This is a genomic window from Pseudomonas nicosulfuronedens (genome assembly GCF_005877905.1).
Lineage (GTDB): Bacteria > Pseudomonadota > Gammaproteobacteria > Pseudomonadales > Pseudomonadaceae > Pseudomonas > Pseudomonas nicosulfuronedens.
On record NZ_SWDV01000004.1, the window covers coordinates 208,132 to 230,792 of the forward strand.

Here is a 22,661-nt window from a genome sequence, read left to right on the forward strand (position 1 = left end):
CAAGTGAAGGCCCGCCCGGCAACCGGGCGGGCCTTTTTGTTTACCAGTGCGGACGGGCGGCGACGAAAGCCACCAGCGCCATGCCGATCAGCAGGTTCAGGCCCACGGTCTTGCGGATCTTGCCCAGCGCGGCGCCGCCGGCCGGCCAGTCTTCGGCGCCTACCGCCGCGCGCAACTCCGGCAATTGCAGTGCCTGGATGCGCAGGAAGAGCGCGAGCATCGCCACATACAGTCCCATCATCACCTGCACATAGCGCGGTGCGCCGGCCATGCCGTTGAAGCTCAGGTGCAGCATGCCCACGCCGGTCACTGGCAGCAGGATCACCGCCGCCCACACCCAGCGAAAGAAGCGTGGGAATACCTCCAGCCACAGCTTCAGCCGGGCCGGTGCTTCCAGCGCGGCGACGGCGGCCGGGCGCAGCACCATCCAGGCGAAGAACATGCCGCCCACCCAGACCAGGGCGGCCAGGAGGTGCAGGGCATAGACGAAGGCAAAGGGTGTCATTCGGACGATCTCCGCTGGCGATTGAAGTCAAGCGCGCTATCATAGCCGCCGATTCGAACCACTGAAAATTTATCCAGCATCCGGATGTGTCTCCAAGGCACGCTCCGGGGCCCGGGAAGTCCATGCTCAGCACCGAACTCAAGGCCACGATCCAGGGCGCCTACTCGCGTTTCCTCGAGGCCAAGGAACTCAAGCCGCGCTACGGCCAGCGCCTGATGATTGCCGAAGTCGCCAAGGTCCTGGGGACCATCGCCAGCGATGAGGAAGGCCATCGCCTGGGCGATGCCGCCGTGGTCGCCGTGGAAGCCGGCACCGGCACCGGCAAGACCGTTGCCTACAGCCTCGCCGCCATCGCCTGCGCCAAGGCGGCCGGCAAGCGCCTGGTGGTCGCCACCGCCACCGTCGCCCTGCAGGAGCAGATCGTCCACAAGGACCTGCCCGACCTGCTGCGCAACTCCGGCCTGTCGTTCAGTTTTGCCCTGGCCAAGGGACGCGGGCGCTACATGTGCCTGTCCAAGCTCGACCATCTGCTGCAGGAAGGCCAGGCGCAGAGCGCCACCGCCCAGCTGTTCGAGGAGGAAGGCTTCCGCATCGATGTGGACGAAACGTCTACCAAGCTGTTCAACCAGATGATCGAGCGCCTGGCGGGCAACCGCTGGGACGGCGACCGCGACTCCTGGCCCGAGGCCATCGAGGACGCGCAGTGGGCGCAGGTCACCACCGACCACAGCCAGTGCACCAACCGCCATTGCCCGAATTTCCAGCAGTGCGCCTTCTACAAGGCGCGCGAAGGCATGACCAAGGTCGACGTGATCGTCACCAACCATGACCTGGTGCTGGCCGACCTTGCCCTGGGCGGCGGCGCGATCCTGCCGGACCCGCGCGACACCCTCTACGTGTTCGACGAGGGCCATCACCTGCCGGACAAGGCCATCGGCCACTTCGCCCACTTCACCCGCCTGCGCGCCACCGCCGACTGGCTGGGCCAGGTGGAGAAGAACCTGACCAAGCTGCTGGCGCAGAACCCGCTACCGGGCGACCTCGGCCGCCTGATCGAGCAGGTGCCGGAGCTGGCCCGCGAGCTGCGCACGCACCAGCAGTTCATGTTCACCGCCTGCGAGGAAGTCGGCGACTTCCGCGCCGGCGAGGACATGGAAGGCCGCGAGCGGCCGCGCCATCGTTTCGAGGGTGGGGTGATCCCCGAGCACATCCGCGAGATGGGCATCGAACTGAAGAAGGGCTTCTCCAAGCTCACCGATCTCTTCACCCGCCTCACCGAACTGCTCAAGGAAGCCATGGACGGGGAGGGCAGTGTCGGTATCGCCAGCCACCAGGCCGAGGAATGGTACCCGCTGTTCGGCAGCCTGCTGTCCCGTGCCCAGGGCAACTGGGAGCTGTGGACCGCCTTCACCAGCGAGGACCCGGAAGACAGTCCGCCGATGGCGCGCTGGCTGACCCTCGCCGAGAGCGGCACCTTCTACGACATCGAGGCCAACGCCAGCCCGATCCTCGCCGCCGAGACCCTGCGCCGCAACCTGTGGAACGTGGCCTATGGCGTGCTGGTGACCTCCGCGACCCTCACCGCGCTAGGCACCTTCGACCGCTATCGCATGCGCGCCGGCCTGCCGCGTTCCGCCGTCACCGCGGTGGTGCCGAGCCCGTTCCACCATGCCGACGCCGGCGTGCTGCGCGTGCCCGACCTCAAGGCGGATCCACGCGATGCCGCCGCCCATACCGCGGCGATCATTCGCGAGCTGCCGGAAATAGTCGAAGGCTCGCGCGGTTCGCTGATCCTGTTCTCCTCGCGCAAGCAGATGCAGGAAGTCTTTGACGGCCTGGACCGCGACTGGCGCAAGCGCGTGCTGATCCAGGGCAACCTGTCCAAGCAGGAAACCCTGAACAAGCACCGCTCGCGGGTCGACGATGGCGAGCCGAGCGTGCTGTTCGGGCTGGCCAGCTTCTCCGAAGGCGTGGACCTGCCCGGCGCCTATTGCGAGCACGTGGTGATCGCCAAGATTCCCTTCGCCGTGCCGGATGACCCGGTGGAAGCGGCGCTGTCGGAATGGATCGAGGCGCGCGGTGGCAATCCCTTCATGGAGATTGCCGTGCCCGATGCTTCGCTGCGCCTGGTGCAGGCCTGCGGCCGCCTGCTGCGTACCGAGCAGGACCGAGGCACCATCACGCTGCTGGACCGACGCGTGGTGACGCAGCGCTACGGCAAGGCCATTCTTAACGCACTGCCGCCGTTCCGCCGTGAAATAGCTTGAGTGTGCGGGAGCAAGCTCCCGCGCTGGCTGTCAAACGAACGTCCGCCGCCCGGCGGGCGTGTTGCAAGGACTCGAATCCATGACATCGAAGCGTTGGCATCTGCCTCTGCTGCTCAGCCTGGCCATCGCCAGTGCCCCGGCCTGGTCGGCCGGCGGCAATGAAACCCTGTTCAATTTCGTCAAGCCGATGGCCGTGGTCACCGTCACCACGCAGAACGCCGACCTGCCCAGTTCCACCGCCGAGGCCACGCCCGAAGGGGAAATCCTGCGCCGGGTGAACTTCAACCCCGCGCCGCAACCGACCCTGCGCCTCGCACCCTCCAGCGGTAGCTGGGACTGGTCCCAGGCCGACAGCGTCAGCCTGCGCATCCAGAACGCCATGGACTGGGCCATCACCCTCGAAGTGGAGGTCGAAGGTATCGCCGGCGCCCCCGGCCTGCGCGCGAGCATCGCGCTGCCGCCCGGGCCTGCGCAGACCCTGGTGATCCCGCTGCACGCCATCGCCCCGGAAGACTTCGGCATGCGTGCCGGCGTGCCCATGCCCATCACCCAGGACGGCCAGCGCCTGCTGCTGGCGAGCAAGGTCACCGGCGAGCTGAACCGCAGCCAGGTCGGGGCGGTAAAGCTGTTCCTCACCTCGCCCAAGGCAGCGCAGGACATCCTCGTCGGCCGCTTCGGCACCCGCGCCGGCAACGACGAATACCACAAGGCCTACACCGGTATCGTTGACGGTTTCGGCCAGTCCACCCGCAGCGACTGGCCGGAGAAGGTGAAGAGCCCCGAGCAGTTGGCCAATGCCTGGAAAGCCGAAGGCGAACAACTGAAGAAGTGGCAGCCTGCGCCTGGCCGTGATGCCTTCGGTGGCCTGCTGGACGGCCCGGCCTTCGAAGGCACGGGCTTCTTCCGCACCGAAAAGCGCAATGGCCGCTGGTGGCTGGTGACGCCGGAAGGGCACTCGTTCTGGTCCATGGGCGTCAACGCGGTGAACGCCGACAGCAGCCAGACCTACGTGGAAGGCCGCGAATACATGTTCGCCAGCCTGCCCAAGGAAGACGAGCCGCTGGCTGCCTTCTACGGCCAGCGCGATGACCGCAGTGGTGTCGGCGCCCAGCAGGGCCGCGCGTTCGGTAACGGTCGCTGGTTCGACTTCTACGCCGCCAACCGCTTCCGCGCCGACGGTGGCCTCAACGCGGATGCCGCTGCGGCCGCCTGGCGCGAGCGCACGGTGCAGCGCCTCGGTTCCTGGGGCTTCAACACCCTCGGTGACTGGAGCGATCCGGCCTTCGCCGACGACCCACGCCTGCCTTACAGCGTTCCGCTGTCCATCAGCGGCGACTACGCCACGGTCAGCACCGGCTACGACTGGTGGGGCGCCATGCCCGACCCGTTCGACCCGCGCTTCGCCATGGCTGCCGAACGGGCCATCGCCATCGCTGCCCGCGACCACCGGGAGGACGCCTGGTTGCTGGGTTACTACGCCGACAACGAACTGGCCTGGGCCGGCCGTGGCGACGACGACCAGGCGCACTTCGCCCTGGCTTTCGGCACGCTCAAGCTGTCCACCGATAGCCCGGCCAAGCGCGCCTTCATCAAGCAGCTCAAGGACAAGTACGAGGATCACGAGCAGCTTGCCGAAGCCTGGGGTGTGCAACTGGGCTCCTGGGAAGACCTCGACGCGCCGGGCTACCAGGCGCCGGTCCCGAGCGAGGCGCACCCGGCCATCGCCCAGGACTACAGCGCCTTCCTGCGCCTGTACGCGGACCAGTACTTCAAGACCCTGAAGGACTCGCTGCAGTGGCACGCGCCCAACCACCTGCTGCTCGGCCCGCGCTTCGCCGTCAGCACGCCGGAAGCACTGGCCTCCTGTGCGCAGTACTGCGACATCCTCAGCTTCAACCTCTACGTGCCGTTGCCGCAGCAGGGCTTCGACGCCAACTACGTGCGCAGCCTGGACAAGCCGGTGCTGATCACCGAGTTCCACTTCGGTTCCCGCGACCGCGGGCCGTTCTGGGGTGGTGTCGCCGAGGTGTACAACGAGCAGCAGCGTGGCGAGGCGTATCAGCGCTTCCTCGCCGAGGCCGCGAAGGAGCCGAACATCGTCGGCGCGCACTGGTTCCAGTACCTCGACCAGCCGGTGACCGGCCGCCTGCTCGACGGCGAGAACGGCCACATCGGCCTGGTCGGCATCACTGACCTGCCGTTCATCGGCTTCGTCGATGCCGTGCGCAAGGCCAACCAGCAGACGCTGAAAGGCATCGACGAACTGGCCCGTGCTGCGGCCAAGGTGGCACCCGAGCCCGCGCCGAAACCGGCGCCCGCCAGCGATGACAGTGATGACGAGGAGCAGGCATCGCAGTGAAGGCGCGGCAATGATCCGACATTCGTGAGACCACACCCTGCCTTCGGCAGGGTTCCCAGAGGCGGAGGGCGCTGAAAGAATGGTGTCTTCCGCGCTTTGCGTCCCTGAGTATGCTCATTTCCGGAGTTTGAGATGACCCTGAACGGCCACTGCGATCCGCGCTTCACTCCCGTTGCCGATGCTTTCAGTGCGCTGTTCGAGGACCCGCAGGAGCGCGGCGCGGCGCTGTGCATCCAGATCGGCGGCGAAACCGTGGTCGATCTCTGGGCCGGCAGCGCGGGCAAGGAACCGGGCCAGGACTGGCAGGCTGACACGCTGCTCAACCTGTTCTCCTGCACCAAGACCTTCGCCGCCGTCGCGGCGCTACAGCTGGTGGGCGAGGGCCGGCTGGATCTGGACGCGCCGGTGGCGCGCTACTGGCCGGAGTTCGAGCAGGCCGGCAAGCAGAACATCACCGTGCGCCAGCTCCTGTGTCATCGCGCGGGGCTGCCGGCGATCCGCGAGCCGCTGGCGCCCGAGGCGCTGTATGACTGGTCGACCATGACCGCCGCGCTGGCCGGCGAAACGCCCTGGTGGACGCCCGGTACGGAACACGGCTATGCGCCCATCACCTATGGCTGGCTGATCGGCGAAGTGATCCGCCGTGTCGACGGTCGCGAGCCGGGAGCCGCCATCATCGCGCGCACCGCCGAGCCGCTGGGGCTGGATTTCCATATCGGCCTGGATGACGCCCAATTCCACCGCGTGGCGCATATCGCCCGGGGCAAGGGCAACCTGGGCGACGCGGCCGCGCAACGCCTGCTGCGGACCATGATGACCGACGCCGCCGCGCTCACTACCCGCGCCTTCACCAATCCGCCTTCGGTGCTGACCAGCACCAACAAGCCGGAATGGCGCCGCATGTCGCAGCCGGCAGCCAATGGCCACGGCAATGCGCGTTCGCTGGCCGGCTTCTACACCGGTCTGCTGCAGGGCAGGTTGCTGGACGAAGCGCTGCTGGCCGAACTCACCCGCGAGCACGCCGTTGGCGAGGATCGAACCTTGTTGACCTGTACGCGCTTCGGGCTGGGTTGCATGCTTGACCAGCCGAGCGTGGCCAACGCCACCTATGGCCTTGGCCCGCAAGCCTTCGGGCATCCGGGAGCCGGCGGCTCCATCGGCTTCGCCGATCCGGAGCGCGAGCTGGCCCTGGGTTTCGTCGTCAACACCCTCGGTCCCTACGTGCTGATGGACCCGCGCGCCCAGCGCCTGGCGCGCCTCGTCGGCGACTGCCTGTAACGACGAGTGGGAGGAACCTTCCTCCCGCTGCGCCTTCTTAATGGCGTCTGCTTGCCCCGGCATCTGGACAGGTTTCGTTCAGCTGCCGCTCGTCAGTTCGAGGTTAAAATCTCGTTCCAACTGAGTAAGTTATGCTCAACTCTTAAGCTGATTGCTGAAGTAAGGGTGTGGCTGCCTGCCTGTTGCACCCGGTCTTCCTTCATGTTCCGCCTTATGGAATCGCTCCCATGAACCTGCTGTTCTCGAATTCGCTGAAAGTCTCCACCCTTGCGCTGTGCGTCGGTCTTTCCGCCTGCAGCCAGTTCCAGTCCCAGGATCAGGCCAAGGCCCCGGACAGCGCGGCGGCGGTTGCCAAGCCCGGCACCGGCCACTGGTGGTGGCCCTTCGGCAGCGACGAGGAAGTGACTGCCGCAGCTCCCGCACCCGAGAAAAAGCCCGTCGAAGCGCCCAAGGTCGCCGATGCCGGCAGCCAGCAGCCCGGTGGCCACTGGTGGTGGCCGTTCGGCGTGAGCGAGAGCAAGCCGGGGGCCGACAAGGCCGCCAAGCCGCAGGACGTCAAGGTCACCAAGGAGTGGCTGGACCAGCACGAGAAGTCCCTGCGTGCGGCGGTAGCTGGCAGCAAGTTCACCGTCGAGCGCCGCGAGAATGCCTTGGTGCTGATTGCCCCGGTGGAAGGCTCCTTCAACCCCAAGCGTCCTGAGTTGCTGCTGCCGATCACCCTGGCGCCGCTGGGCAACGTGGCGAAGATGCTGCAGAACGATCCGGAAAGCGGCGTGCTGGTGCTCGGTCACAGCGACAGCTCGGGCGACAAGGCACTCAACGACAAGGTCAGCCTGCAACGTGCCCAGGCGGTGTCCTCGATCTTCCGCCTGAGCGGCCTGGGCGCCGACCGCCTGCGCCTGAAGGGTGTCGGCTCGAGCCTGCCGCGCGCCGACAACGCCAGCGCCGAAGGCCGCGCGTTGAACCGTCGCGTCGAAGTGCTGGTCACCCAGCGCACCAGCCTGCTGGCGCTCGCCCAGGCCAACTGATCCTCTGCAGGCAAAGCGTCATTCCGGACGGAATGACGCTTGTCGTGGATCAAGCGCGAAGGCGCAACTCTGGATAAGCTTAGGAACTTCTTCTGCAGGAGATTTCCGATGGCCCAGACCCTGGCCGATATGCGCCGCGAATACACCCGTGACGGACTGACCGAGACCCAGGCCCCCGCCGAACCGTTCAGCCTGTTCAACCAGTGGTTCGAGGACGCGGTGAAGACCGAGCAACTGCCGGTCGAACCCAACGCGATGATGCTCGCCACCGCGGACGCCGACGGCCAGCCGCACTGCCGTGTGCTCCTGCTCAAGGGCCTGGACGAGCGCGGCTTCACCTTCTTCAGCAACTACGAAAGCGCCAAGGGCCAGCAGCTCGGGGAAAACCCGCGTGCGGCCATGACCTTCTTCTGGCCGGCGCTGGAGCGCCAGGTGCGCATCGAGGGGCGAGTCGAGAAAGTCTCCGTTGAGGAGTCCGCCGCCTACTACCGCGTGCGCCCGCTGGGCAGCCGCCTGGGTGCCTGGGCTTCGCCGCAGAGCCGGGTCATCGATGGCCGAGGGGAACTGGAACAGTTGCTGGCCGAGACCGAACAACGTTTCGCCGATACGGCGCCCACTTGCCCGGATTTCTGGGGTGGCTTCCGTCTGCTGCCTAGCCGGGTCGAGTTCTGGCAGGGTCGCCCGAGCCGCCTGCATGATCGCCTCAATTTCCGCTTCGAAAATGGCGTCTGGGTACGCGAGCGCCTCGCCCCCTGAATGACATTGGGCGGCCGCTTGTGCCGCCCGGTTTCCAGGCACCCGTTCAGCGGGGCCCCTTCCTATAGCCAACGGCCTCGCTGCGGCGGGTACGTTCCGGCAGAACCTCGGCATGGAATGCCATCTCCCAGACGCTCGGATGAGCACGTGCTTGCGGCAACCCCCGGCGATCCGGTCGTGTTCCGGATCGACAGTGGCACCTGGCCCCGCGCCAGGGCGCGCAACAGGCTCACCCGAGAGGTTCGACATGGGACTGGTTCTGATTCTTCTGGCGTTGATCGCCTTCATCGTCCTTGCCACCACGCGACTGAAGCTGCATCCCTTCCTCGCCCTGCTGGCGGCGGCGTTCATTGCCGGCTTCGCCTACCAGGTGCCGAGCCTGGAGATCGTCAAGACCATCACCAGCGGTTTCGGTGCGATCCTGGGCTACATCGGTATCGTGATCGTGCTGGGCACCATCATCGGGGTGATCCTCGAACGCAGCGGTGCCGCCATCAGCATGGCGGAGTGCGTGATCCGGCTATTGGGCGAACGCTTCCCGACCCTGACCATGTCGATCATCGGCTACCTGGTGTCCATCCCGGTGTTCTGCGACTCGGGGTTCGTCATCCTCAACTCGCTGAAGAATGCCCTGGCCACGCGCATGCGCATTTCCAGCATTGCCATGAGCGTCGCCCTGGCGACCGGGCTGTATGCCACCCATACCTTCGTGCCGCCGACGCCGGGACCGATTGCCGCAGCGGGGAACCTCGGCCTGGAGTCCAGTCTCGGGCTGGTGATCGCGGTCGGTCTGCTGGTGGCCTTCGTCACCGCCATGGCCGGCATGTGGTGGGCCAACCGCTTCGTCAACCGCGACGTGCCGCTGGAAAGCGACGGGCAGGAAGCAGAGGAAGTGGAGTTCGCCGAGCTGCGTGCGCGCTACGGCGAACTGCCCAGCGCCGGCAAGGCGTTCGCACCGATCCTGGTGCCCATCCTGCTGATCTGCCTCGGCTCGGTGGCTGTGTTCCCCAGCAAGCCGCTGGGCGAAGGGGCAGTGTTCGCCAGCCTGAGCTTCCTCGGCCAGCCGGTGGTGGCCCTGGCGGTGGGGCTGGTGTTGTCGTGCCTGCTGCTCAAGCCCGGCAGCCGCCGTGAAGACTTTCAGGAACGGGTATCCGAAGGGCTGCAGTCCGCCGCGCCGATCCTGCTGATTACCGGCGCCGGTGGCGCTTTCGGGGCGATGCTGAAGGTCACCCCGCTGGGCGATTACCTGGGCACCACGCTATCCAGCCTGGGCATCGGGCTATTCATGCCCTTCATCGTGGCCGCCGCGCTGAAGACCGCCCAGGGCTCGACCACCGTGGCGCTGGTCACCACCTCGGCGCTGGTGGCGCCGCTGCTGGCCGAGCTCGGCCTGGACAGTGAAATGGGGCGCGTCCTGGTGGTCATGGCCATCGGCGCCGGCAGCATGACCGTGTCCCATGCCAATGACAGCTTCTTCTGGGTGGTCACCCGTTTCAGCCGGATGAACGTTGCCACGGCCTATCGCGCGCAGACCGCCGCGACCCTGGTGCAGGGCATTGCCGGGATGCTGACGGTTTGGCTTTTGAGCCTGGTGCTGTTGTGAGGGTTGGGCCGATGCTGCAGGATCTGCTCGATGCCGTGGATAGCGAGGTCGTTCGATGAAAGTCGTGATTGCTCCTGATTCGTTCAAGGAAAGCCTGTCGGCCCCGGAGGTCGCCCAGGCCATCGCCGCTGGCTGGACCCGCGCCCGGGCGCAGGATGAACTGGTGCTGCGGCCGATGGCCGACGGTGGCGAGGGCACGGTGGATGCGGTGCTGGCTGCGCGGCCGGGCGTGCGTCGTGAACTGGCGGTCTGCGGCCCACTGGAGCAGCCGGTGAAGGCCCATTGGGGCTGGCTGGAAGACGCTACGGCGGTAATCGAGATGGCTGCCGCCAGTGGTTTGCACTGGGTGCCGGAAGGTCAGCGCGATGCCACCCGCACCACCAGTCGAGGTACCGGAGAGCTGATCCGCGAAGCGCTGGATGCGGGAGCGAAGAAAATCATCATCGGCCTGGGCGGCAGCGCCACCAATGACGGCGGCCTGGGTCTGCTGCAGGCGCTGGGGGTGAGTTTCCTCGATGGCCAGGGCCAGGAGTTGGGCGCCGGCGGCGCACGGCTCGCGGAACTGGAGCGCATCGACCTGTCGAACCTCGACCCGCGACTGGGCGAAGTCGAGGTCGAAGTGGCCGCCGATGTGAACAACCCCCTTTGCGGTCCCCATGGCGCTTCGGCTGTCTTCGGCCCGCAGAAGGGCGCGACCCCGGCACAGGTGCAGCAGCTGGATACTGCGCTCAAGCGTTTCGCCGAGGTCGCGGCGCTGGCCCTAGGGCAGGATCACAGCCTGTTCCCCGGCGTCGGTGCGGCGGGTGGCCTGGGCTTCGCCTGCCGGGCTTTCCTGAAGGCGCGCTTCCGTCCGGGCATCGAGCTGATCGCCGAGCTGTCCGAGCTGGAGCCGGCGCTGGCCGGCGCATCGCTGGTCATCACCGGGGAAGGGCGGCTGGATGGCCAGAGCCTGCACGGCAAGACGCCGGTGGGCGTGGCCCATGTCGCCCGTCGCGCGGGCGTACCGGTGATAGCCCTGGCGGGCAGCGTCGGCGAAGGGCTGGCCGAATTGCGTGAAGTGGGGATCGAAGCGGCGTTCAGCCTGGCGCCGGGGCCCATCACCCTGGCCGATGCCTGCGCACGGGCGGCGCAGGAGCTGGAAAACCGCGCCGAGGCGTTGGCGCGCTTCTGGTCGCTGGCTCAGGCCGCGCGGTAATCGTCGGCGGCGCGCTGCAGCCAGTCGGGCAGGTCGCGGCGCTTCACTTTCTCGCGCTTGGCGTCGGCCAGGCGCTGCAACAGATAGATACGTTTCTGCGGATCATCGCCGGCCAGTGACAGCGCCAGGTCGCGGTCCATCCAGCGACGGATGCGCCAGTAGATCCACCAGTGGAAGTACAGGCCGGCGGCCGTGGTGACGATGATGATGAAGTAGTCCATGTGGGTATCCGTGTGGGGCGCTTCTGCTGCGGGCGCCAGCCTAACCTATCCCCCGACAGGAAAAACTGAGCCACGGCAGGCGTTTTTGGCGGATATGGCACAAACTGTACGAAAGCTGAATCGAGATCAGCTGTTTCATGACCTGGCGTGACAGGCGGGCTGCCGTCGGAGTCTAATAGCCGTAGCCCTACTCGGAGGTTCCCTAATGCGTAAAACTGCCCTGATCGCCGTGACTTTCGCTGCCCTGGCCATGACCCTCGGTGGTTGCCAGTCCAGCCTGACCGGCGATACCTACACCCGTGAAGAAGCACGTACCGTACAGAACGTTCGCATGGGTACCATCCAGGCCCTGCGCCCGGTGAAGATCGAAGGCACCAAGACCCCCATCGGCTCCGTTGCCGGCGCCGCCGTTGGCGGTATCGGTGGCAGCGCCATCGGTGGCGGCAAGGGCAGCTATGTCACCGCCATCATCGGCGCCGTGGCCGGCGGCCTGCTCGGTGCGGCAACCGAAGAAGGCCTGACCCGCACCCAGGGCGTGGAAATCACCGTCCGCGAAGACGACGGCAGCACCCGCGCCTACGTCCAGCAGGTCGACGAAGGTGCCGTGTTCCGCGTCGGCGAGCGTGTGCGCATCCTGACCGTCAACGGTACCAGCCGCGTCGCCCACTGACCGGCCATTGGCTGCCCGCCCGTGGCAGCCCGCGAAACCCAGCGCGCGACAGTCGAATCGACTGTCGCGCGCTATCGTTTGAGGGATCGGAAATCCGGCGCAGCTCAATGCGGACGCGGCTCACACCTGTATTTTCGTAATACTTCAATCCATGACGTGTAATCGATAGATATGGATAATCGTCGCCGTTGCAAGCCGGCCGCCTGTGCGCGGTGTTGTTTGTCTGGACGCCGCCCGGCGGTGATAAGGAGTGGGTCATGACGTTGGCGCTGATCATCGCGCTGCCTTTCTTCGGGGTATTGCTGCCGCTGCTGGCCGAGCGCTTCGGCCGTACTGCCTGCGCCGCCGCCACCGGGCTGGTGCCGCTGCTGGGCCTGATCCTGCTGATAAGCCAGCGCTCGGTATTGGGCTCCGATCCCCAGGTGCAACGCCTGGAGTGGTTGCCGGAACTGGGTCTGAACCTCAGCCTGCGCCTGGATGGCCTGGGCTTTCTGTTCGCCCTGCTGATCCTCGGCATCGGCCTGCTGGTGATCCTCTACGCCCGCTATTACCTGTCCGAGAGGGAGCCCGCCGGGCGCTTCTTCGCCTACCTGCTGCTGTTCATGGGCGCCATGCTCGGCGTGGTACTGAGCGAAAACCTGCTACTGATGCTGGTGTTCTGGGAGCTGACCAGCCTGTCGTCGTTCCTGCTGATCGGCTTCTGGGGCCATCGCTCGGACGCGCGCAAGGGCGCGCGCATGTCCCTGGCGGTCACCGGTGGTGGCGGCCTGGCGCTGCTGGCCGGCATCCTGCTGATCGGCCATGTGGTTGGCAGCTTCGAACTCTCCACCGTGCTCGGCGCCCGCGAGGTGCTGCAGGCCAGCCCGCTATTCCCGCTGGCGCTGTGCCTGGTGCTGCTGGGCGTGTTCACCAAGTCCGCGCAGTTCCCGTTCCACTTCTGGCTGCCCCATGCCATGGCGGCGCCGACGCCGGTGTCGGCCTACCTGCACTCGGCGACCATGGTGAAGGCCGGCGTGTTCCTGCTGGCCCGCCTGTACCCGCTGCTGTCGGGCAACGACCTGTGGTTCTACCTGGTCAGCCTGACCGGTCTGGCGACCCTGCTGATGGGCGCCTTCATGGCGCTGTTCCAGAACGATCTCAAGGGCCTGCTGGCGTATTCCACCATCAGTCACCTGGGCCTGATCACCCTGCTGTTCGGCCTGGATTCGCCCATGGCCAACGTCGCGGCGATCTTCCACATCATCAACCACGCCACCTTCAAGGCCTCGTTGTTCATGGCTGCGGGGATCATCGACCACGAGACCGGCAGCCGCGACATGCGCCGCATCAACGGCATGTGGAAATACATGCCGCACACCGCCGTGCTGGCGATGGTGGCGTCGGCGTCCATGGCCGGCGTGCCGCTGCTCAACGGCTTCCTCAGCAAGGAAATGTTCTTCGGCGAGACCCTGGCGCAGAACATGATGGGCAGCTTCAACTGGCTGATCCCGGCGCTGGCGACCGTGGGCGCGCTGTTCTCGGTGAGCTACTCGGTGCGCTTCATCCACGACGTATTCTTCAATGGCGAGCCGATCAACCTGCCCAACCCGCACCCCCACGAGCCGCCGCGCTATATGAAGGTGCCGGTGGAAATCCTCGTGCTGATCTGCCTGCTGGTCGGCGTCATGCCGGGGATCATCGTCGGCCCGCTGCTGGCCGGCGCCGCCGCGTCGAGCCTGAACGGCGCGCTGCCCGAGTACAGCCTGGCGATCTGGCACGGCTTCAACGCTCCGCTGCTCATGAGCTTCGTTGCCACCGTCGGCGGCGTACTGCTCTACGTGCTGCGCAAGCCTCTGTTCGACTGGTACGCCGGGCTGCCGGCAATAGACGCCAAGCTGGTGTTCGAGCAACAGGTGCAGCGGGTGGTGCGCTTTGCCGCGCGGGTCACCGGCTACCTGGAGAACGGCTCGCTGCAGCGCTATTCGATGCTGCTGGTGCTGGCCGCCGTGGTCGTGGTGTTCGCCGGCCTCGCGCCGCTGCCGGGTATCGAAGGCAACCGTGCGCAGACGCCGCTGGATGGCATCACCGCCCTGGGCCTGGTCCTGCTGGCCATCGCCGGGCCGCTCACCGTCTGGTTCCACCGCCAGCGCCTGACCGCGCTGGTCATTCTCAGTATCGCCGGCCTGCTGGTGGCGCTGGCCTTCGCCCGCTTCGCCGCGCCGGACCTGGCGCTGACCCAGCTGTCGGTGGAGGTGGTGACCATGGTCCTGCTGATGCTGGCGCTGTACTACCTGCCGGCACGTACGCCGAAGACTTCCAGCAGCCTGCGCCGCCTGCGCGATTTCATCATCGCCATCGGCGCTGGCCTGATGGTCACACTGCTGGCCTACGCCGTGCTCACGCGTCCCTACGACAGCATCGCTGGCTACTACCTGGAGAACAGCGTTTCCGGCGGCGGAGGACACAACGTGGTGAACGTGATCCTGGTGGACTTCCGGGGCTTCGATACCCTCGGCGAGATCACCGTGCTGGCGATCGCCGCGGTTGGCATCTTCGCGCTGCTTGACGGCCTGCGCCTGCTGCGCCGCGAGCAGGATGACGAGGGCCACGCCTGGGCGAAGGATCGCTTCCCGCCGATCCTTGCTGCCCTGTCGCGGCTGCTGTTGCCGCTGGCGTTGCTGGTCTCGGTCTTCATCTTCCTGCGCGGACACAACCTGCCGGGTGGCGGCTTCATCGCCGGGCTGATCACCGCGGTGGCGCTGATCCTCCAGTACATCGCCTGCGGCAGCCGCTGGGTGAGCACTCGCCTGCCGCTGGACTACAGCCGGCTGGCCGGCCTCGGCGTGCTGATTGCCGGGCTGACCGGGTTGGGCGCCTGGTTCTTCGGCTTCCCGTTCCTCACCTCGGCGTTTGGTCACTTCCACATTCCGCTGGTGGGTGAGATCGAACTGGCCACCGCCATGCTCTTCGACCTGGGCGTCTACTTCACCGTGGTCGGTGCGACGCTGCTGATCCTGTCAGGCCTTGGCTCGGTCACCGCACCACCGGACCCGCTGCTGTCCAAGGAGGCGCACTGATGGAAGCGCTGTTCGCCATCGCCCTCGGTCTGCTGACCGCCAGCGGCGTCTACCTGCTGTTGCGCGCGCGTTCCTTCCCGGTCGTGCTGGGGCTGACCTTGCTGTCCTACGCGGTCAACCTTTTCCTCTTCGCCATGGGGCGGCTAGCCGGTGACCCGGCAGTGATCGGCAAGGTCGCCAACGCTGGCGACCCGATTCCCCAGGCGCTGGTACTGACCGCCATCGTCATCGGCTTCGCCATGACCGCCTTCGTCATCGTGCTGGCCCTGCGCGGGCTGGCGGATACCGGCGGCGATCATGTGGATGGTGGCGATGGCCACGAAGGAGAGCAGAGCCGATGAACCACTGGCTGATACTGCCCGTCCTGCTGCCGCTGTTTGCCGGTTGCGCCTTGCTGCTGGTGGGCGAGCGCCTGCAACGCGGCCTGTCGCTGCTCGCCACGCTGGCGCTGCTGCCGCTTTCCGCGGTGCTGCTGCAACAGGCCGATAGCGGCGTGGTGCAGTTCTACGCGCTGGGTAACTGGCAGCCGCCGTTCGGCATCATCCTGGTGCTGGATCGCCTCAGTGCGCTGATGATTGCTGCCACCGCGCTGCTCGCCAGCCTGTCGCTGATCTACGCGGTGCGTGGGGATGATCAGCGCGGCAAGCGCTTCCACGCGCTGTTCCAGTTCCAGTTGCTCGGCCTCAACGGTGCGTTTCTCACCGGAGACCTGTTCAACCTCTTCGTGTTCTTCGAGATCCTGCTGATCGCCTCCTACGCGCTGCTGCTGCATGGCGGCGGGGCCGGGCGGGTGCGCGCGGGGGTGCATTACGTGGTGCTCAATCTCGTCGGCTCGGCATTCTTCCTGATTGCGGTGGGTACGCTCTACGGCATCACTGGCACCCTGAACATGGCGCACATGGCCGAACGCGTGGCCCAGCTGAGCGCCGAGCAGGCGCCGCTGGTGCGTGCGGCGGCACTGTTGCTGCTGGTGGTGTTCGGTCTGAAGGCAGCGCTGCTGCCGCTGTACTTCTGGCTGCCCAAAGCCTATGCCGAGGCCAGCGCGCCGGTGGCGGCGCTGTTTTCGATCATGACCAAGGTGGGCATCTATTCGATCCTGCGGGTCTACACGCTGATCTTCGGCGAGCAGGCCGGCGAGCTGGCGAACCTGGCACAAGCCTGGCTGTGGCCGCTGGCGCTGGCCGGGATCGTCGCCGGGGCGCTGGGCGCGCTGGCGGCGACCACGCTGCAAGGCCTGCTGTCTTACCTGGTCGTTGTCTCCGCCGGCACGCTGCTGGCGGCCATCGCCCTGGGAACGCCGGAAGCGCTGTCCGCCGCGCTCTACTACCTGCTGCACAGCATCTGGGTAGCCGGTGGCCTGTTCCTGCTGGCCGACCTCATTGCCCGCCAGCGTGGCGACAAGGGCGGCCGACTGGTACAAGGCCCGGCGCTGCTGCAACCGCATCTGCTGGGTGGTGCGTTCTTCTTTGGCGCCATCGCGGTCGCCGGCTTGCCGCCGCTGTCGGGATTCCTTGGCAAGCTGATGCTGCTGCGTTCGGTGAGTGGTGGCAGCGAAGCCATCGCGCTATGGAGTGTGGTGCTGGTCAGTGGTCTGGTCACCATCGTCGCGCTGAGCCGTGCTGGCAGCACGCTGTTCTGGCGCACCGGACTGAGCGTGCTGGGTAGCGCCAATCGCGAACCGGTGAAGATGCTGGCGAGCTTCGGTCTGCTGGCCAGCGCGCCGCTGATGGTGATCGCTGCGCGGCCGCTGATCACTTATGCACAGGCCACGGCGGTGCAGTTGCTGGACGCCGGGCTCTACCGCCAGGCGATCCTGCTGGGAGGTGGCGCATGATTCGGCGCATCTTTCCGCACCCGTTGCTCAGCGGCGTGCTGCTGCTGAGCTGGCTGTTGCTGGTCAACGATTTCTCCCTTGGTCACTGGCTGCTCGGTGGGTTCCTTGGCCTGACGATCCCGCTGCTGTGCCGCAACCTGCTGCTGGCCGCGCCGCGCATCCAGCGGCCGGGCCTGCTGCTGCGTTTCATCGGCCTGGTGCTCTACGACATCGTGGTTGCCAACCTGCAGGTGGCAAAGCTGGTGCTCGGGCCGAAGGCAAACCTGCAGCCGGGCTTCGTCGAGATTCCCCTGGAGCTGACCGATGACCTGGCCATCAGCATCCTCGCCAGCGTTATCACCCTGACCCCGGGCACCTGTTCCGCCGACCTGTCCGCCGACCGTCGCACGCTGCTGGTCCATGGCATCGACGTACCGGACCCACAGGCGCTGGTGGCGGACATCAAGGCGCGCTACGAGGCGCCGCTGAAGGAGGTGTTCGCATGCTCGGCATCGTGATCCCAATCTGCCTGGCGCTGCTGGGTATCGCCGTGCTGCTCACCGTGGCGCGGCTGATTCGCGGGCCCTCGGTGGCGGACCGCATCCTCGCGCTGGACACCCTGTCCGTGGAAGCCATCGCGCTGATCGTGTTGTTCGGCATCTGGAAGGGCAGTGGCCTGTACTTCGAGGCGGCGCTACTGATCGCGGTAATGGGCTTCGTCAGCACCGTGGCCCTGTGCAAGTTCCTGCTGCGCGGAGACATCATCGAATGAGTGTTCTGATCGAAGCGCTGGTCTGCCTGCTGTTGCTGGCCGGCAGCCTGTTCGCCCTGCTCGGCGCCATCGGCCTGTACCGCCTGCCGGACTTCTACACGCGCCTGCACGCACCCACCAAGGCATCGACCCTGGGCGTGGGCGGGGTGGTACTGGCCTCGCTGCTTTACTTCAGCACGCGCGGCGAGGGCGTCAGCCTGCACGAGGTACTGATCACCGTGTTCCTCTTCATCACCGCGCCAGTCAGCGCGCACCTGCTGGCCAAGGCGGCGATGCAGCAGCGCGTGCCGGTGGAGCGTGGGACCCAGGGCAAGCCCTGGGAGTGATTTCGAACAGACCTTGCCTGCGATGCTTGCGGATTAGGTGCTCGGCGTCGCTTCGGCGTGCGCGTCAGCTTCTTGTTTCGCCCCCTCGGGCGAGTCCCTTTTGGCAAACGTCGGATAGCCGCCCTCCCAAAAGGAACCAAAAGGTCTTGCCCCGGACATCCGGTTTTTCGCTTAGGCGAAAAATTCCCTCGTTGAAGCGAAGTTTCAGGGGCACGCGTCGAAGGGCCATCCCTGGCCCATCGACGCTCTCGCGACATCCATGTCGCTCAACCCCTGAAACTCCGCTTCAACGAGGCCTCCTGAACGGGGCACTTGGCGCGTGCGGATATTTCTCTGGAAGCCTTCAGAGCCAGCGCCAGCGCCAGAATTAGAACCAGAGCTAGAGCTAGAGCTGGATCGGCAGCGGGGGCTCTTCGTAGGAGCGAGCTTGCTCGCGAACCGCCCTAGCGCCGGAGCCGTCGGTGAGTTTGTTCGCGAGCAAGCTCGCTCCTACAGTTCGAATTCGGCCCATACAGTTTCCCCTCCGTTCTGTACCTGTCGGTCTGATCCGCCCGCCTCCTATACTCCGGGGACCTTTTGACTGGAGCGTCCCGTGCAGCAATCCCGGCCGTTCGCCCTCGCGTGCCTGGTGCTGGCCATGGCGCTCTGGGGCAGTTCCTTCATCGCACTGAAGTTCGCCTTCCAGGAAATGCCGGCCATGTGGGTGATCTTCGCCCGGATGGCGCTGGGCAGCCTGATCTTCCTCGCCGCGTGGCGCTGGCGCGGGCGCATCGACTACCGCCCCGGCGACTGGAAGTGGCTGCTGGCGCTGGCCGCCTGCGAGCCCTGCCTGTACTTCATCTTCGAGTCCCTGGCATTGCAACAGACCAGCGCCGCGCAGGCCGGCATGATCACCGCACTGCTGCCCCTGCTGGTGGCGGTCGGCGCCTTCTTCCTGCTGCAGGAGAAGATCGCCCGCAATACCTGGCTGGGCTTCGCCCTGGCGGTGCTCGGCTCGCTCTGGCTGACGCTGGCCAGCGAGCCGGACCGCCACGCGCCCAACCCGCTGTTGGGCAACTTCTACGAACTGCTGGCGATGCTCTGTGCCACCGGCTACACCCTGCTGCTCAAGCACCTGTCGGCGCGCTATTCGCCCTTCATCCTGACCGCCATGCAGGCGTTCATCGGCTCGCTGTTCTTCCTGCCGCTGGCGCTGGCAACCTCCGGATTGCCGGCAGCGCCCGGCCCGACCGGCTGGTTCGCCCTGGTCTACCTGGGCAGCGTGGTCACCGTCGGCGCCTACGGCCTGTACAACTTCGGCGTGAGCCGCCTGCCGGCGAGCCAGGCGACCGGTTTCATCAACCTGATCCCGGTGTTCACCCTGATCTTTGCCGCCTTGCTGCTGGGCGAGGTGCTCAGCGGCCAGCAGGCGCTGGCCGCCGGCCTGGTGTTTGCCGGTGTCGCCCTCAGCCAGTGGCGCAGCGCGCCGCCCACATCGCCTGCCGGTGTGCTGGACTGAACCCATTGAACCGCTTGCCCTGCCAGGAGAACGACACGATGGCCACCCAGGAACGCAACTGGACCCGTGAGGCGATCCGCATCATCGAAGCGGATTTCCAGCGCAGCGCCGATACCCACCTGATCCCCCTGGACATGCCCGGCCTGCCGGGCGTGGACCTGTATTTCAAGGACGAGTCGAGCCACCCCACCGGCAGCCTCAAGCACCGACTGGCGCGCTCGCTGTTCCTCTACGCGCTGTGCAACGGCTGGCTGAAGCCGGGCGCACCGGTGATCGAGGCGTCCAGCGGCTCGACGGCGATCTCCGAGGCGTACTTCGCGCGGCTGCTCGGCGTGCCGTTCATTGCCGTGGTGCCGGCCAGTACCTCGAAGGAGAAGATCGCGCAGATCGCCTTCTACGGCGGCCAGGCGCATCTGGTCGACGACCCGACGCAGATCTACGCCGAGTCCGAGCGCCTGGCGAAGGAAACCGGCGGCCACTTCATGGATCAGTTCACCTATGCCGAGCGCGCCACCGACTGGCGGGCTAACAACAATATCGCCGAGTCGATCTTCCAGCAGATGCGCCACGAACGTTTCCCCGAACCGGCCTGGCTGGTTTCCAGCCCCGGTACCGGCGGCACCCTGGCGACCCTGGGGCGCTTCGCCCGCTACCGCCGACATGACACCCGCGTGCTCTGCGCCGACGCCGAGCGCTCGGTGTTCTTCGACTCTTATAAAACTGGTGACCGCGACCTGACCCTGAGCTACGGCTCGCGCATCGAAGGCATTGGCCGCCCCCGCGTGGAAGCTTCCTTCCTGCCCAACGTGCTCGATGCCTGCTGCAAGGTGCCGGACGACCTGTCGCTGGCGGCCATGCATTACCTGGCCCAGCGTCTGGGCCGGCATGTTGGCGGCTCCAGCGGCACCAACCTGATCGGCGCGCTGCTGGTCGCGCGGCAGATGGTGGCGCGGCGCGAGAGCGGCTCAGTGGTGGCGATTCTCTGCGACAGCGGCGAGCGCTACGAGACCACCTACTACAACCCGCTGTGGCTGATTTCCCAGGGCTTCGACCTCGATCCGCTGATCGAGGCCGTGCGCCAGTGCGCCGAGCACGGCGCGGCGCTGCCCGGCGATCTGCCCTGTATCGGACTGGACTGATCCCCAGGGAGGGAAGCATGAAAACCATCGGCCTGATCGGCGGCATGAGCTGGGAATCGACCATTCCCTACTACCGGCAGATCAACGAACGCATCAAGGAACGCCTGGGCGGCCTGCACTCGGCGAGGGTCGCGCTGTACAGCGTGGACTTCCACGACATCGAGCGCCTGCAGCATGCCGGCGACTGGGACGCCGCTGGCCGTGTGCTGGCGGACGCGGCTCGCTCGCTGAAGGCGGCGGGCGCGGACTTCCTCGTGCTCTGTACCAACACCATGCACAAGGTGGCGCCGGCCATCGAGGCGGCGGTGGACATCCCGCTGCTGCACATCGCCGACCCGACCGCCGAGGCGATCCGCGCGGCCGGCGTTTCCACGGTCGGCCTGCTGGGCACGCGCTTCACCATGGAGCAGGCGTTCTACAAGGATCGCCTGGTGGACAAGTTCGGACTGAAGGTCCTGACGCCGAGCGAGGCCGATCGCCAGGTCGTGCACCGGATCATCTATGAAGAGCTGTGCCTGGGTCAGATTCGCGATGCGTCGCGGGAGGAGTACCGGCGCATCATCGCCGCGCTGGTGGAGCAGGGCGCCGAGGCGGTGATCCTCGGTTGCACGGAGATTTCCCTGCTGGTCGGCCCGGCGGATGCCTCGGTGCCGCTGTTCGACACCACGGCGCTCCACGCCCTGCATGCGGCCGACGCCGCCCTTTGACGAGGACGAACAGCATGAGCTTCATCAGCCTGAAGGTACGTGCCGCGTTCATCATGCACGGCTATGACGAGCAGAACCGCGAGGTGATCGAGCAGGTCTCGGACCCGGACTTCGTCGAGAAGCTGGTGCGCCTCGAGCGCATCCAGTCGATCAGCGAGAAGTACGTGCTGGTAACGGCCAGCGATGGCCGGCTGGCGTACTGGGAATACGACGGGGAATTCGCCGTGCTGAAGGCGCGGCTGATGGCGGCGGGGCTGCTGGTCTGAGCCCCGCCGATGGCGATCAGTCGCCGCTGGAACCGCCCGGATAGGCGCACCCGCGCATGACCTTGTTATCCAGGCGCAGCTCGGCGGAGAGGTTGCTCAGCGCGCCGCTCATGCTGTCCTGGCAGCGTGCCGGGGCGACCCACAGTTCGACCTTCTCGCCGTTGGCCTCGCTGGAGTAACTGGTGCTGCCGTCTGGCACTCCCTCTGCGATGTAGGGCAGCGCCAGCGATTCCTTGCCCGGTTGCTCGATCAGCATGCCCTGGCTGTTCACCAGCACGCTCCAGCCCGGCTCGTTGCCGTGGGCGCGGACCACCGCACGCTTGAAGTTCGGGTCATCGCAGCCGGAGCCTTCGTTCTGCAGGCGATACACCTTGGCCACTTCCAGCTTGCCGTCGGTGCCCTGGGTGCTGCTGCCGCTGAAGCTGCCGCGCAGGTCGGCGTACAGCGAGGCGGCGCCGTCGTTGAACATCTCCAGCGCGTCGCGGGGCAGGCCGGTGTTGCCGGTGTCCTCGATGCTGAAGCGGCGCTGCTCGGTGCAACTGCGGAACACCAGCTTGCCGTCCTGACGAGTCAGTTCGCCCTGCAGGCGGGTGGAGGCGTTAAGATCGGTCTTGTTCGGCGTCCACACCTGGCAGGCGGCGAACAGGGGCAGCAGGCTGAACAGAATGAAACGGCTGGATCGCATGGAACGGGCTCCCTCGAAAGTGCGCCCACGTTACCCAGCGAAGCCGGCTACCTCAAGCTGACGAGGAGGATTTCGGATGATTCGTTGCAAGCGCGCCTATGAACCGGCGACGCAGGAAGATGGCCAGCGGGTGCTGGTCGACCGCTTGTGGCCACGGGGAGTTCGCAAGGAGGACCTGCACATGGAGCTGTGGGCCAAGGAGGCGTCTCCGTCCAACGAGCTGCGCCAGCGTTTCCACCACGACCCAAGCCTGTTCGAGGACTTCCGCAAGGCCTACCACGGCGAGCTGAATGCCCACCCGGAGCACTGGATGGGCCTGCTGGACCTGGCGCGCAAGGGCACGTTGACGCTGCTCTATGCGGCCAAGGACGAGGAGCACAACAACGCCCAGGTACTGGCGGAGTTCCTTGAGGACGAGTTGGAGAAGCAGGGTGAGGGGAGTTCTCCGGTGTGCTACGCCGGCAAGGCCGAATAGGGGCTGTTCGCGAGCAAGCTCGCTCCTACAGTTCCCGGCGAA

At 66.5% G+C, this 22,661-nt stretch carries 22 protein-coding genes; 19 read left to right on the plus strand and 3 right to left on the minus strand.

The window, feature by feature from the left end:
• Positions 1–40: 40 nt before the first annotated feature.
• Positions 41–505, minus strand: coding sequence for a CopD family protein (locus FAS41_RS06335; protein WP_138520755.1), 465 nt, complete (start codon positions 503–505; stop codon positions 41–43).
• A gap of 122 nt (positions 506–627) precedes the next feature.
• Between FAS41_RS06335 and dinG the strand changes: the two genes are divergently transcribed.
• The 7 genes from dinG to FAS41_RS06370 all read left to right on the plus strand — a co-directional run bounded on the left by dinG (position 628) and on the right by FAS41_RS06370 (position 10,991).
• The gene (gene dinG / locus FAS41_RS06340; RefSeq protein ID WP_138520756.1) at positions 628–2,772 is read left to right on the plus strand and encodes an ATP-dependent DNA helicase DinG; all 2,145 of its coding nucleotides are present in this window, start codon (positions 628–630) and stop codon (positions 2,770–2,772) included.
• Between the two features lie 79 nt (positions 2,773–2,851).
• Positions 2,852–5,131, plus strand: a complete 2,280-nt coding sequence (locus tag FAS41_RS06345; RefSeq protein WP_138520757.1) for a beta-galactosidase — start codon at positions 2,852–2,854, stop codon at positions 5,129–5,131.
• Between the two features lie 132 nt (positions 5,132–5,263).
• Complete coding sequence (locus FAS41_RS06350) at positions 5,264–6,409, plus strand: serine hydrolase domain-containing protein (RefSeq protein WP_138520758.1); 1,146 nt, start codon at positions 5,264–5,266, stop codon at positions 6,407–6,409.
• Positions 6,410–6,636: 227 nt separating this feature from the next.
• Positions 6,637–7,437, plus strand: a complete 801-nt coding sequence (locus FAS41_RS06355) for an OmpA family protein (RefSeq protein WP_138520759.1) — start codon at positions 6,637–6,639, stop codon at positions 7,435–7,437.
• Positions 7,438–7,545: 108 nt separating this feature from the next.
• The gene (pdxH, locus tag FAS41_RS06360; RefSeq protein ID WP_138520760.1) at positions 7,546–8,193 is read left to right on the plus strand and encodes a pyridoxamine 5'-phosphate oxidase; all 648 of its coding nucleotides are present in this window, start codon (positions 7,546–7,548) and stop codon (positions 8,191–8,193) included.
• A 247-nt stretch (positions 8,194–8,440) separates the two neighbouring features.
• The gene (locus FAS41_RS06365; protein WP_138520761.1) at positions 8,441–9,796 is read left to right on the plus strand and encodes a GntP family permease; all 1,356 of its coding nucleotides are present in this window, start codon (positions 8,441–8,443) and stop codon (positions 9,794–9,796) included.
• A 55-nt stretch (positions 9,797–9,851) separates the two neighbouring features.
• Positions 9,852–10,991: a glycerate kinase gene (locus FAS41_RS06370; RefSeq protein ID WP_138520762.1), complete on the plus strand. Its 1,140-nt coding sequence runs from the start codon at positions 9,852–9,854 to the stop codon at positions 10,989–10,991.
• Here FAS41_RS06370 and FAS41_RS06375 read toward each other — a convergent pair.
• A complete protein-coding gene (locus FAS41_RS06375; protein WP_138520763.1) occupies positions 10,976–11,212 on the minus strand; it encodes a hypothetical protein in 237 nt (78 codons plus the stop codon). The two genes, FAS41_RS06370 and FAS41_RS06375, sit on opposite strands and share 16 nt — an antisense overlap.
• Positions 11,213–11,417: 205 nt before the next feature.
• Here FAS41_RS06375 and FAS41_RS06380 point away from each other — a divergent pair, with 205 nt between their 5' ends.
• The 11 genes from FAS41_RS06380 (at position 11,418) to FAS41_RS06430 (ending at position 21,459) form a co-directional block, all read left to right on the plus strand.
• The gene (locus tag FAS41_RS06380) at positions 11,418–11,882 is read left to right on the plus strand and encodes an outer membrane lipoprotein (RefSeq protein ID WP_045209875.1); all 465 of its coding nucleotides are present in this window, start codon (positions 11,418–11,420) and stop codon (positions 11,880–11,882) included.
• A 257-nt stretch (positions 11,883–12,139) separates the two neighbouring features.
• On the plus strand, positions 12,140–14,938 hold the full coding sequence (locus FAS41_RS06385) for a monovalent cation/H+ antiporter subunit A (RefSeq protein WP_138520764.1): 2,799 nt from the start codon (positions 12,140–12,142) through the stop codon (positions 14,936–14,938).
• Positions 14,938–15,279 (plus strand): Na+/H+ antiporter subunit C, encoded by a 342-nt coding sequence (locus FAS41_RS06390; RefSeq protein ID WP_138520765.1) that lies wholly within the window; start codon positions 14,938–14,940, stop codon positions 15,277–15,279. Before FAS41_RS06385 ends, FAS41_RS06390 begins: the two co-directional genes overlap by 1 nt.
• Positions 15,276–16,772, plus strand: a complete 1,497-nt coding sequence (locus FAS41_RS06395; protein ID WP_138520766.1) for a monovalent cation/H+ antiporter subunit D — start codon at positions 15,276–15,278, stop codon at positions 16,770–16,772. Before FAS41_RS06390 ends, FAS41_RS06395 begins: the two co-directional genes overlap by 4 nt.
• Entirely contained in the window at positions 16,769–17,269 is a 501-nt protein-coding gene (locus FAS41_RS06400; protein ID WP_138520767.1) for a Na+/H+ antiporter subunit E, read from the plus strand. Before FAS41_RS06395 ends, FAS41_RS06400 begins: the two co-directional genes overlap by 4 nt.
• Entirely contained in the window at positions 17,254–17,523 is a 270-nt protein-coding gene (locus FAS41_RS06405; RefSeq protein ID WP_138520768.1) for a K+/H+ antiporter subunit F, read from the plus strand. Before FAS41_RS06400 ends, FAS41_RS06405 begins: the two co-directional genes overlap by 16 nt.
• Positions 17,520–17,849 (plus strand): Na+/H+ antiporter subunit G, encoded by a 330-nt coding sequence (locus FAS41_RS06410; protein ID WP_138520769.1) that lies wholly within the window; start codon positions 17,520–17,522, stop codon positions 17,847–17,849. Before FAS41_RS06405 ends, FAS41_RS06410 begins: the two co-directional genes overlap by 4 nt.
• 592 nt (positions 17,850–18,441) lie before the next feature.
• Positions 18,442–19,347, plus strand: a complete 906-nt coding sequence (locus tag FAS41_RS06415; RefSeq protein WP_138520770.1) for a DMT family transporter — start codon at positions 18,442–18,444, stop codon at positions 19,345–19,347.
• A 38-nt stretch (positions 19,348–19,385) separates the two neighbouring features.
• Positions 19,386–20,486, plus strand: coding sequence for a PLP-dependent cysteine synthase family protein (locus FAS41_RS06420; protein ID WP_138520771.1), 1,101 nt, complete (start codon positions 19,386–19,388; stop codon positions 20,484–20,486).
• A 17-nt stretch (positions 20,487–20,503) separates the two neighbouring features.
• Positions 20,504–21,193, plus strand: coding sequence for an aspartate/glutamate racemase family protein (locus tag FAS41_RS06425; RefSeq protein WP_138520772.1), 690 nt, complete (start codon positions 20,504–20,506; stop codon positions 21,191–21,193).
• A gap of 14 nt (positions 21,194–21,207) precedes the next feature.
• A complete protein-coding gene (locus FAS41_RS06430) occupies positions 21,208–21,459 on the plus strand; it encodes a hypothetical protein (RefSeq protein ID WP_138520773.1) in 252 nt (83 codons plus the stop codon).
• A 16-nt stretch (positions 21,460–21,475) separates the two neighbouring features.
• On the opposite strand, the gene FAS41_RS06435 is transcribed toward FAS41_RS06430, so the two are convergent.
• Positions 21,476–22,144, minus strand: a complete 669-nt coding sequence (locus tag FAS41_RS06435) for a COG3650 family protein (protein ID WP_138520774.1) — start codon at positions 22,142–22,144, stop codon at positions 21,476–21,478.
• Between the two features lie 76 nt (positions 22,145–22,220).
• Between FAS41_RS06435 and FAS41_RS06440 the strand changes: the two genes are divergently transcribed.
• The gene (locus FAS41_RS06440; protein ID WP_138520775.1) at positions 22,221–22,619 is read left to right on the plus strand and encodes a DUF488 domain-containing protein; all 399 of its coding nucleotides are present in this window, start codon (positions 22,221–22,223) and stop codon (positions 22,617–22,619) included.
• The last annotated feature ends 42 nt before the right edge of the window (positions 22,620–22,661 follow it).

What these genes read in the sequence shown, in the direction of transcription:
- FAS41_RS06405 (WP_138520768.1), top strand. Translation starts at nt 17,254, where the DNA reads ATGCTCGGCATCGTGATCCCAATCTGCCTGGCGCTGCTGGGTATCGCC.
- FAS41_RS06430 (WP_138520773.1), top strand. Translation starts at nt 21,208, where the DNA reads ATGAGCTTCATCAGCCTGAAGGTACGTGCCGCGTTCATCATGCACGGC.
- dinG (WP_138520756.1), top strand. Translation starts at nt 628, where the DNA reads ATGCTCAGCACCGAACTCAAGGCCACGATCCAGGGCGCCTACTCGCGT.
- FAS41_RS06385 (WP_138520764.1), top strand. Translation starts at nt 12,140, where the DNA reads ATGACGTTGGCGCTGATCATCGCGCTGCCTTTCTTCGGGGTATTGCTG.
- FAS41_RS06390 (WP_138520765.1), top strand. Translation starts at nt 14,938, where the DNA reads ATGGAAGCGCTGTTCGCCATCGCCCTCGGTCTGCTGACCGCCAGCGGC.
- FAS41_RS06380 (WP_045209875.1), top strand. Translation starts at nt 11,418, where the DNA reads ATGCGTAAAACTGCCCTGATCGCCGTGACTTTCGCTGCCCTGGCCATG.
- FAS41_RS06355 (WP_138520759.1), top strand. Translation starts at nt 6,637, where the DNA reads ATGAACCTGCTGTTCTCGAATTCGCTGAAAGTCTCCACCCTTGCGCTG.
- FAS41_RS06410 (WP_138520769.1), top strand. Translation starts at nt 17,520, where the DNA reads ATGAGTGTTCTGATCGAAGCGCTGGTCTGCCTGCTGTTGCTGGCCGGC.
- FAS41_RS06345 (WP_138520757.1), top strand. Translation starts at nt 2,852, where the DNA reads ATGACATCGAAGCGTTGGCATCTGCCTCTGCTGCTCAGCCTGGCCATC.
- FAS41_RS06350 (WP_138520758.1), top strand. Translation starts at nt 5,264, where the DNA reads ATGACCCTGAACGGCCACTGCGATCCGCGCTTCACTCCCGTTGCCGAT.
- FAS41_RS06370 (WP_138520762.1), top strand. Translation starts at nt 9,852, where the DNA reads ATGAAAGTCGTGATTGCTCCTGATTCGTTCAAGGAAAGCCTGTCGGCC.
- FAS41_RS06425 (WP_138520772.1), top strand. Translation starts at nt 20,504, where the DNA reads ATGAAAACCATCGGCCTGATCGGCGGCATGAGCTGGGAATCGACCATT.
- FAS41_RS06375 (WP_138520763.1), bottom strand. Translation starts at nt 11,212, where the DNA reads ATGGACTACTTCATCATCATCGTCACCACGGCCGCCGGCCTGTACTTC.
- FAS41_RS06440 (WP_138520775.1), top strand. Translation starts at nt 22,221, where the DNA reads ATGATTCGTTGCAAGCGCGCCTATGAACCGGCGACGCAGGAAGATGGC.
- FAS41_RS06435 (WP_138520774.1), bottom strand. Translation starts at nt 22,144, where the DNA reads ATGCGATCCAGCCGTTTCATTCTGTTCAGCCTGCTGCCCCTGTTCGCC.
- FAS41_RS06395 (WP_138520766.1), top strand. Translation starts at nt 15,276, where the DNA reads ATGAACCACTGGCTGATACTGCCCGTCCTGCTGCCGCTGTTTGCCGGT.
- FAS41_RS06335 (WP_138520755.1), bottom strand. Translation starts at nt 505, where the DNA reads ATGACACCCTTTGCCTTCGTCTATGCCCTGCACCTCCTGGCCGCCCTG.
- pdxH (WP_138520760.1), top strand. Translation starts at nt 7,546, where the DNA reads ATGGCCCAGACCCTGGCCGATATGCGCCGCGAATACACCCGTGACGGA.
- FAS41_RS06365 (WP_138520761.1), top strand. Translation starts at nt 8,441, where the DNA reads ATGGGACTGGTTCTGATTCTTCTGGCGTTGATCGCCTTCATCGTCCTT.
- FAS41_RS06420 (WP_138520771.1), top strand. Translation starts at nt 19,386, where the DNA reads ATGGCCACCCAGGAACGCAACTGGACCCGTGAGGCGATCCGCATCATC.
- FAS41_RS06400 (WP_138520767.1), top strand. Translation starts at nt 16,769, where the DNA reads ATGATTCGGCGCATCTTTCCGCACCCGTTGCTCAGCGGCGTGCTGCTG.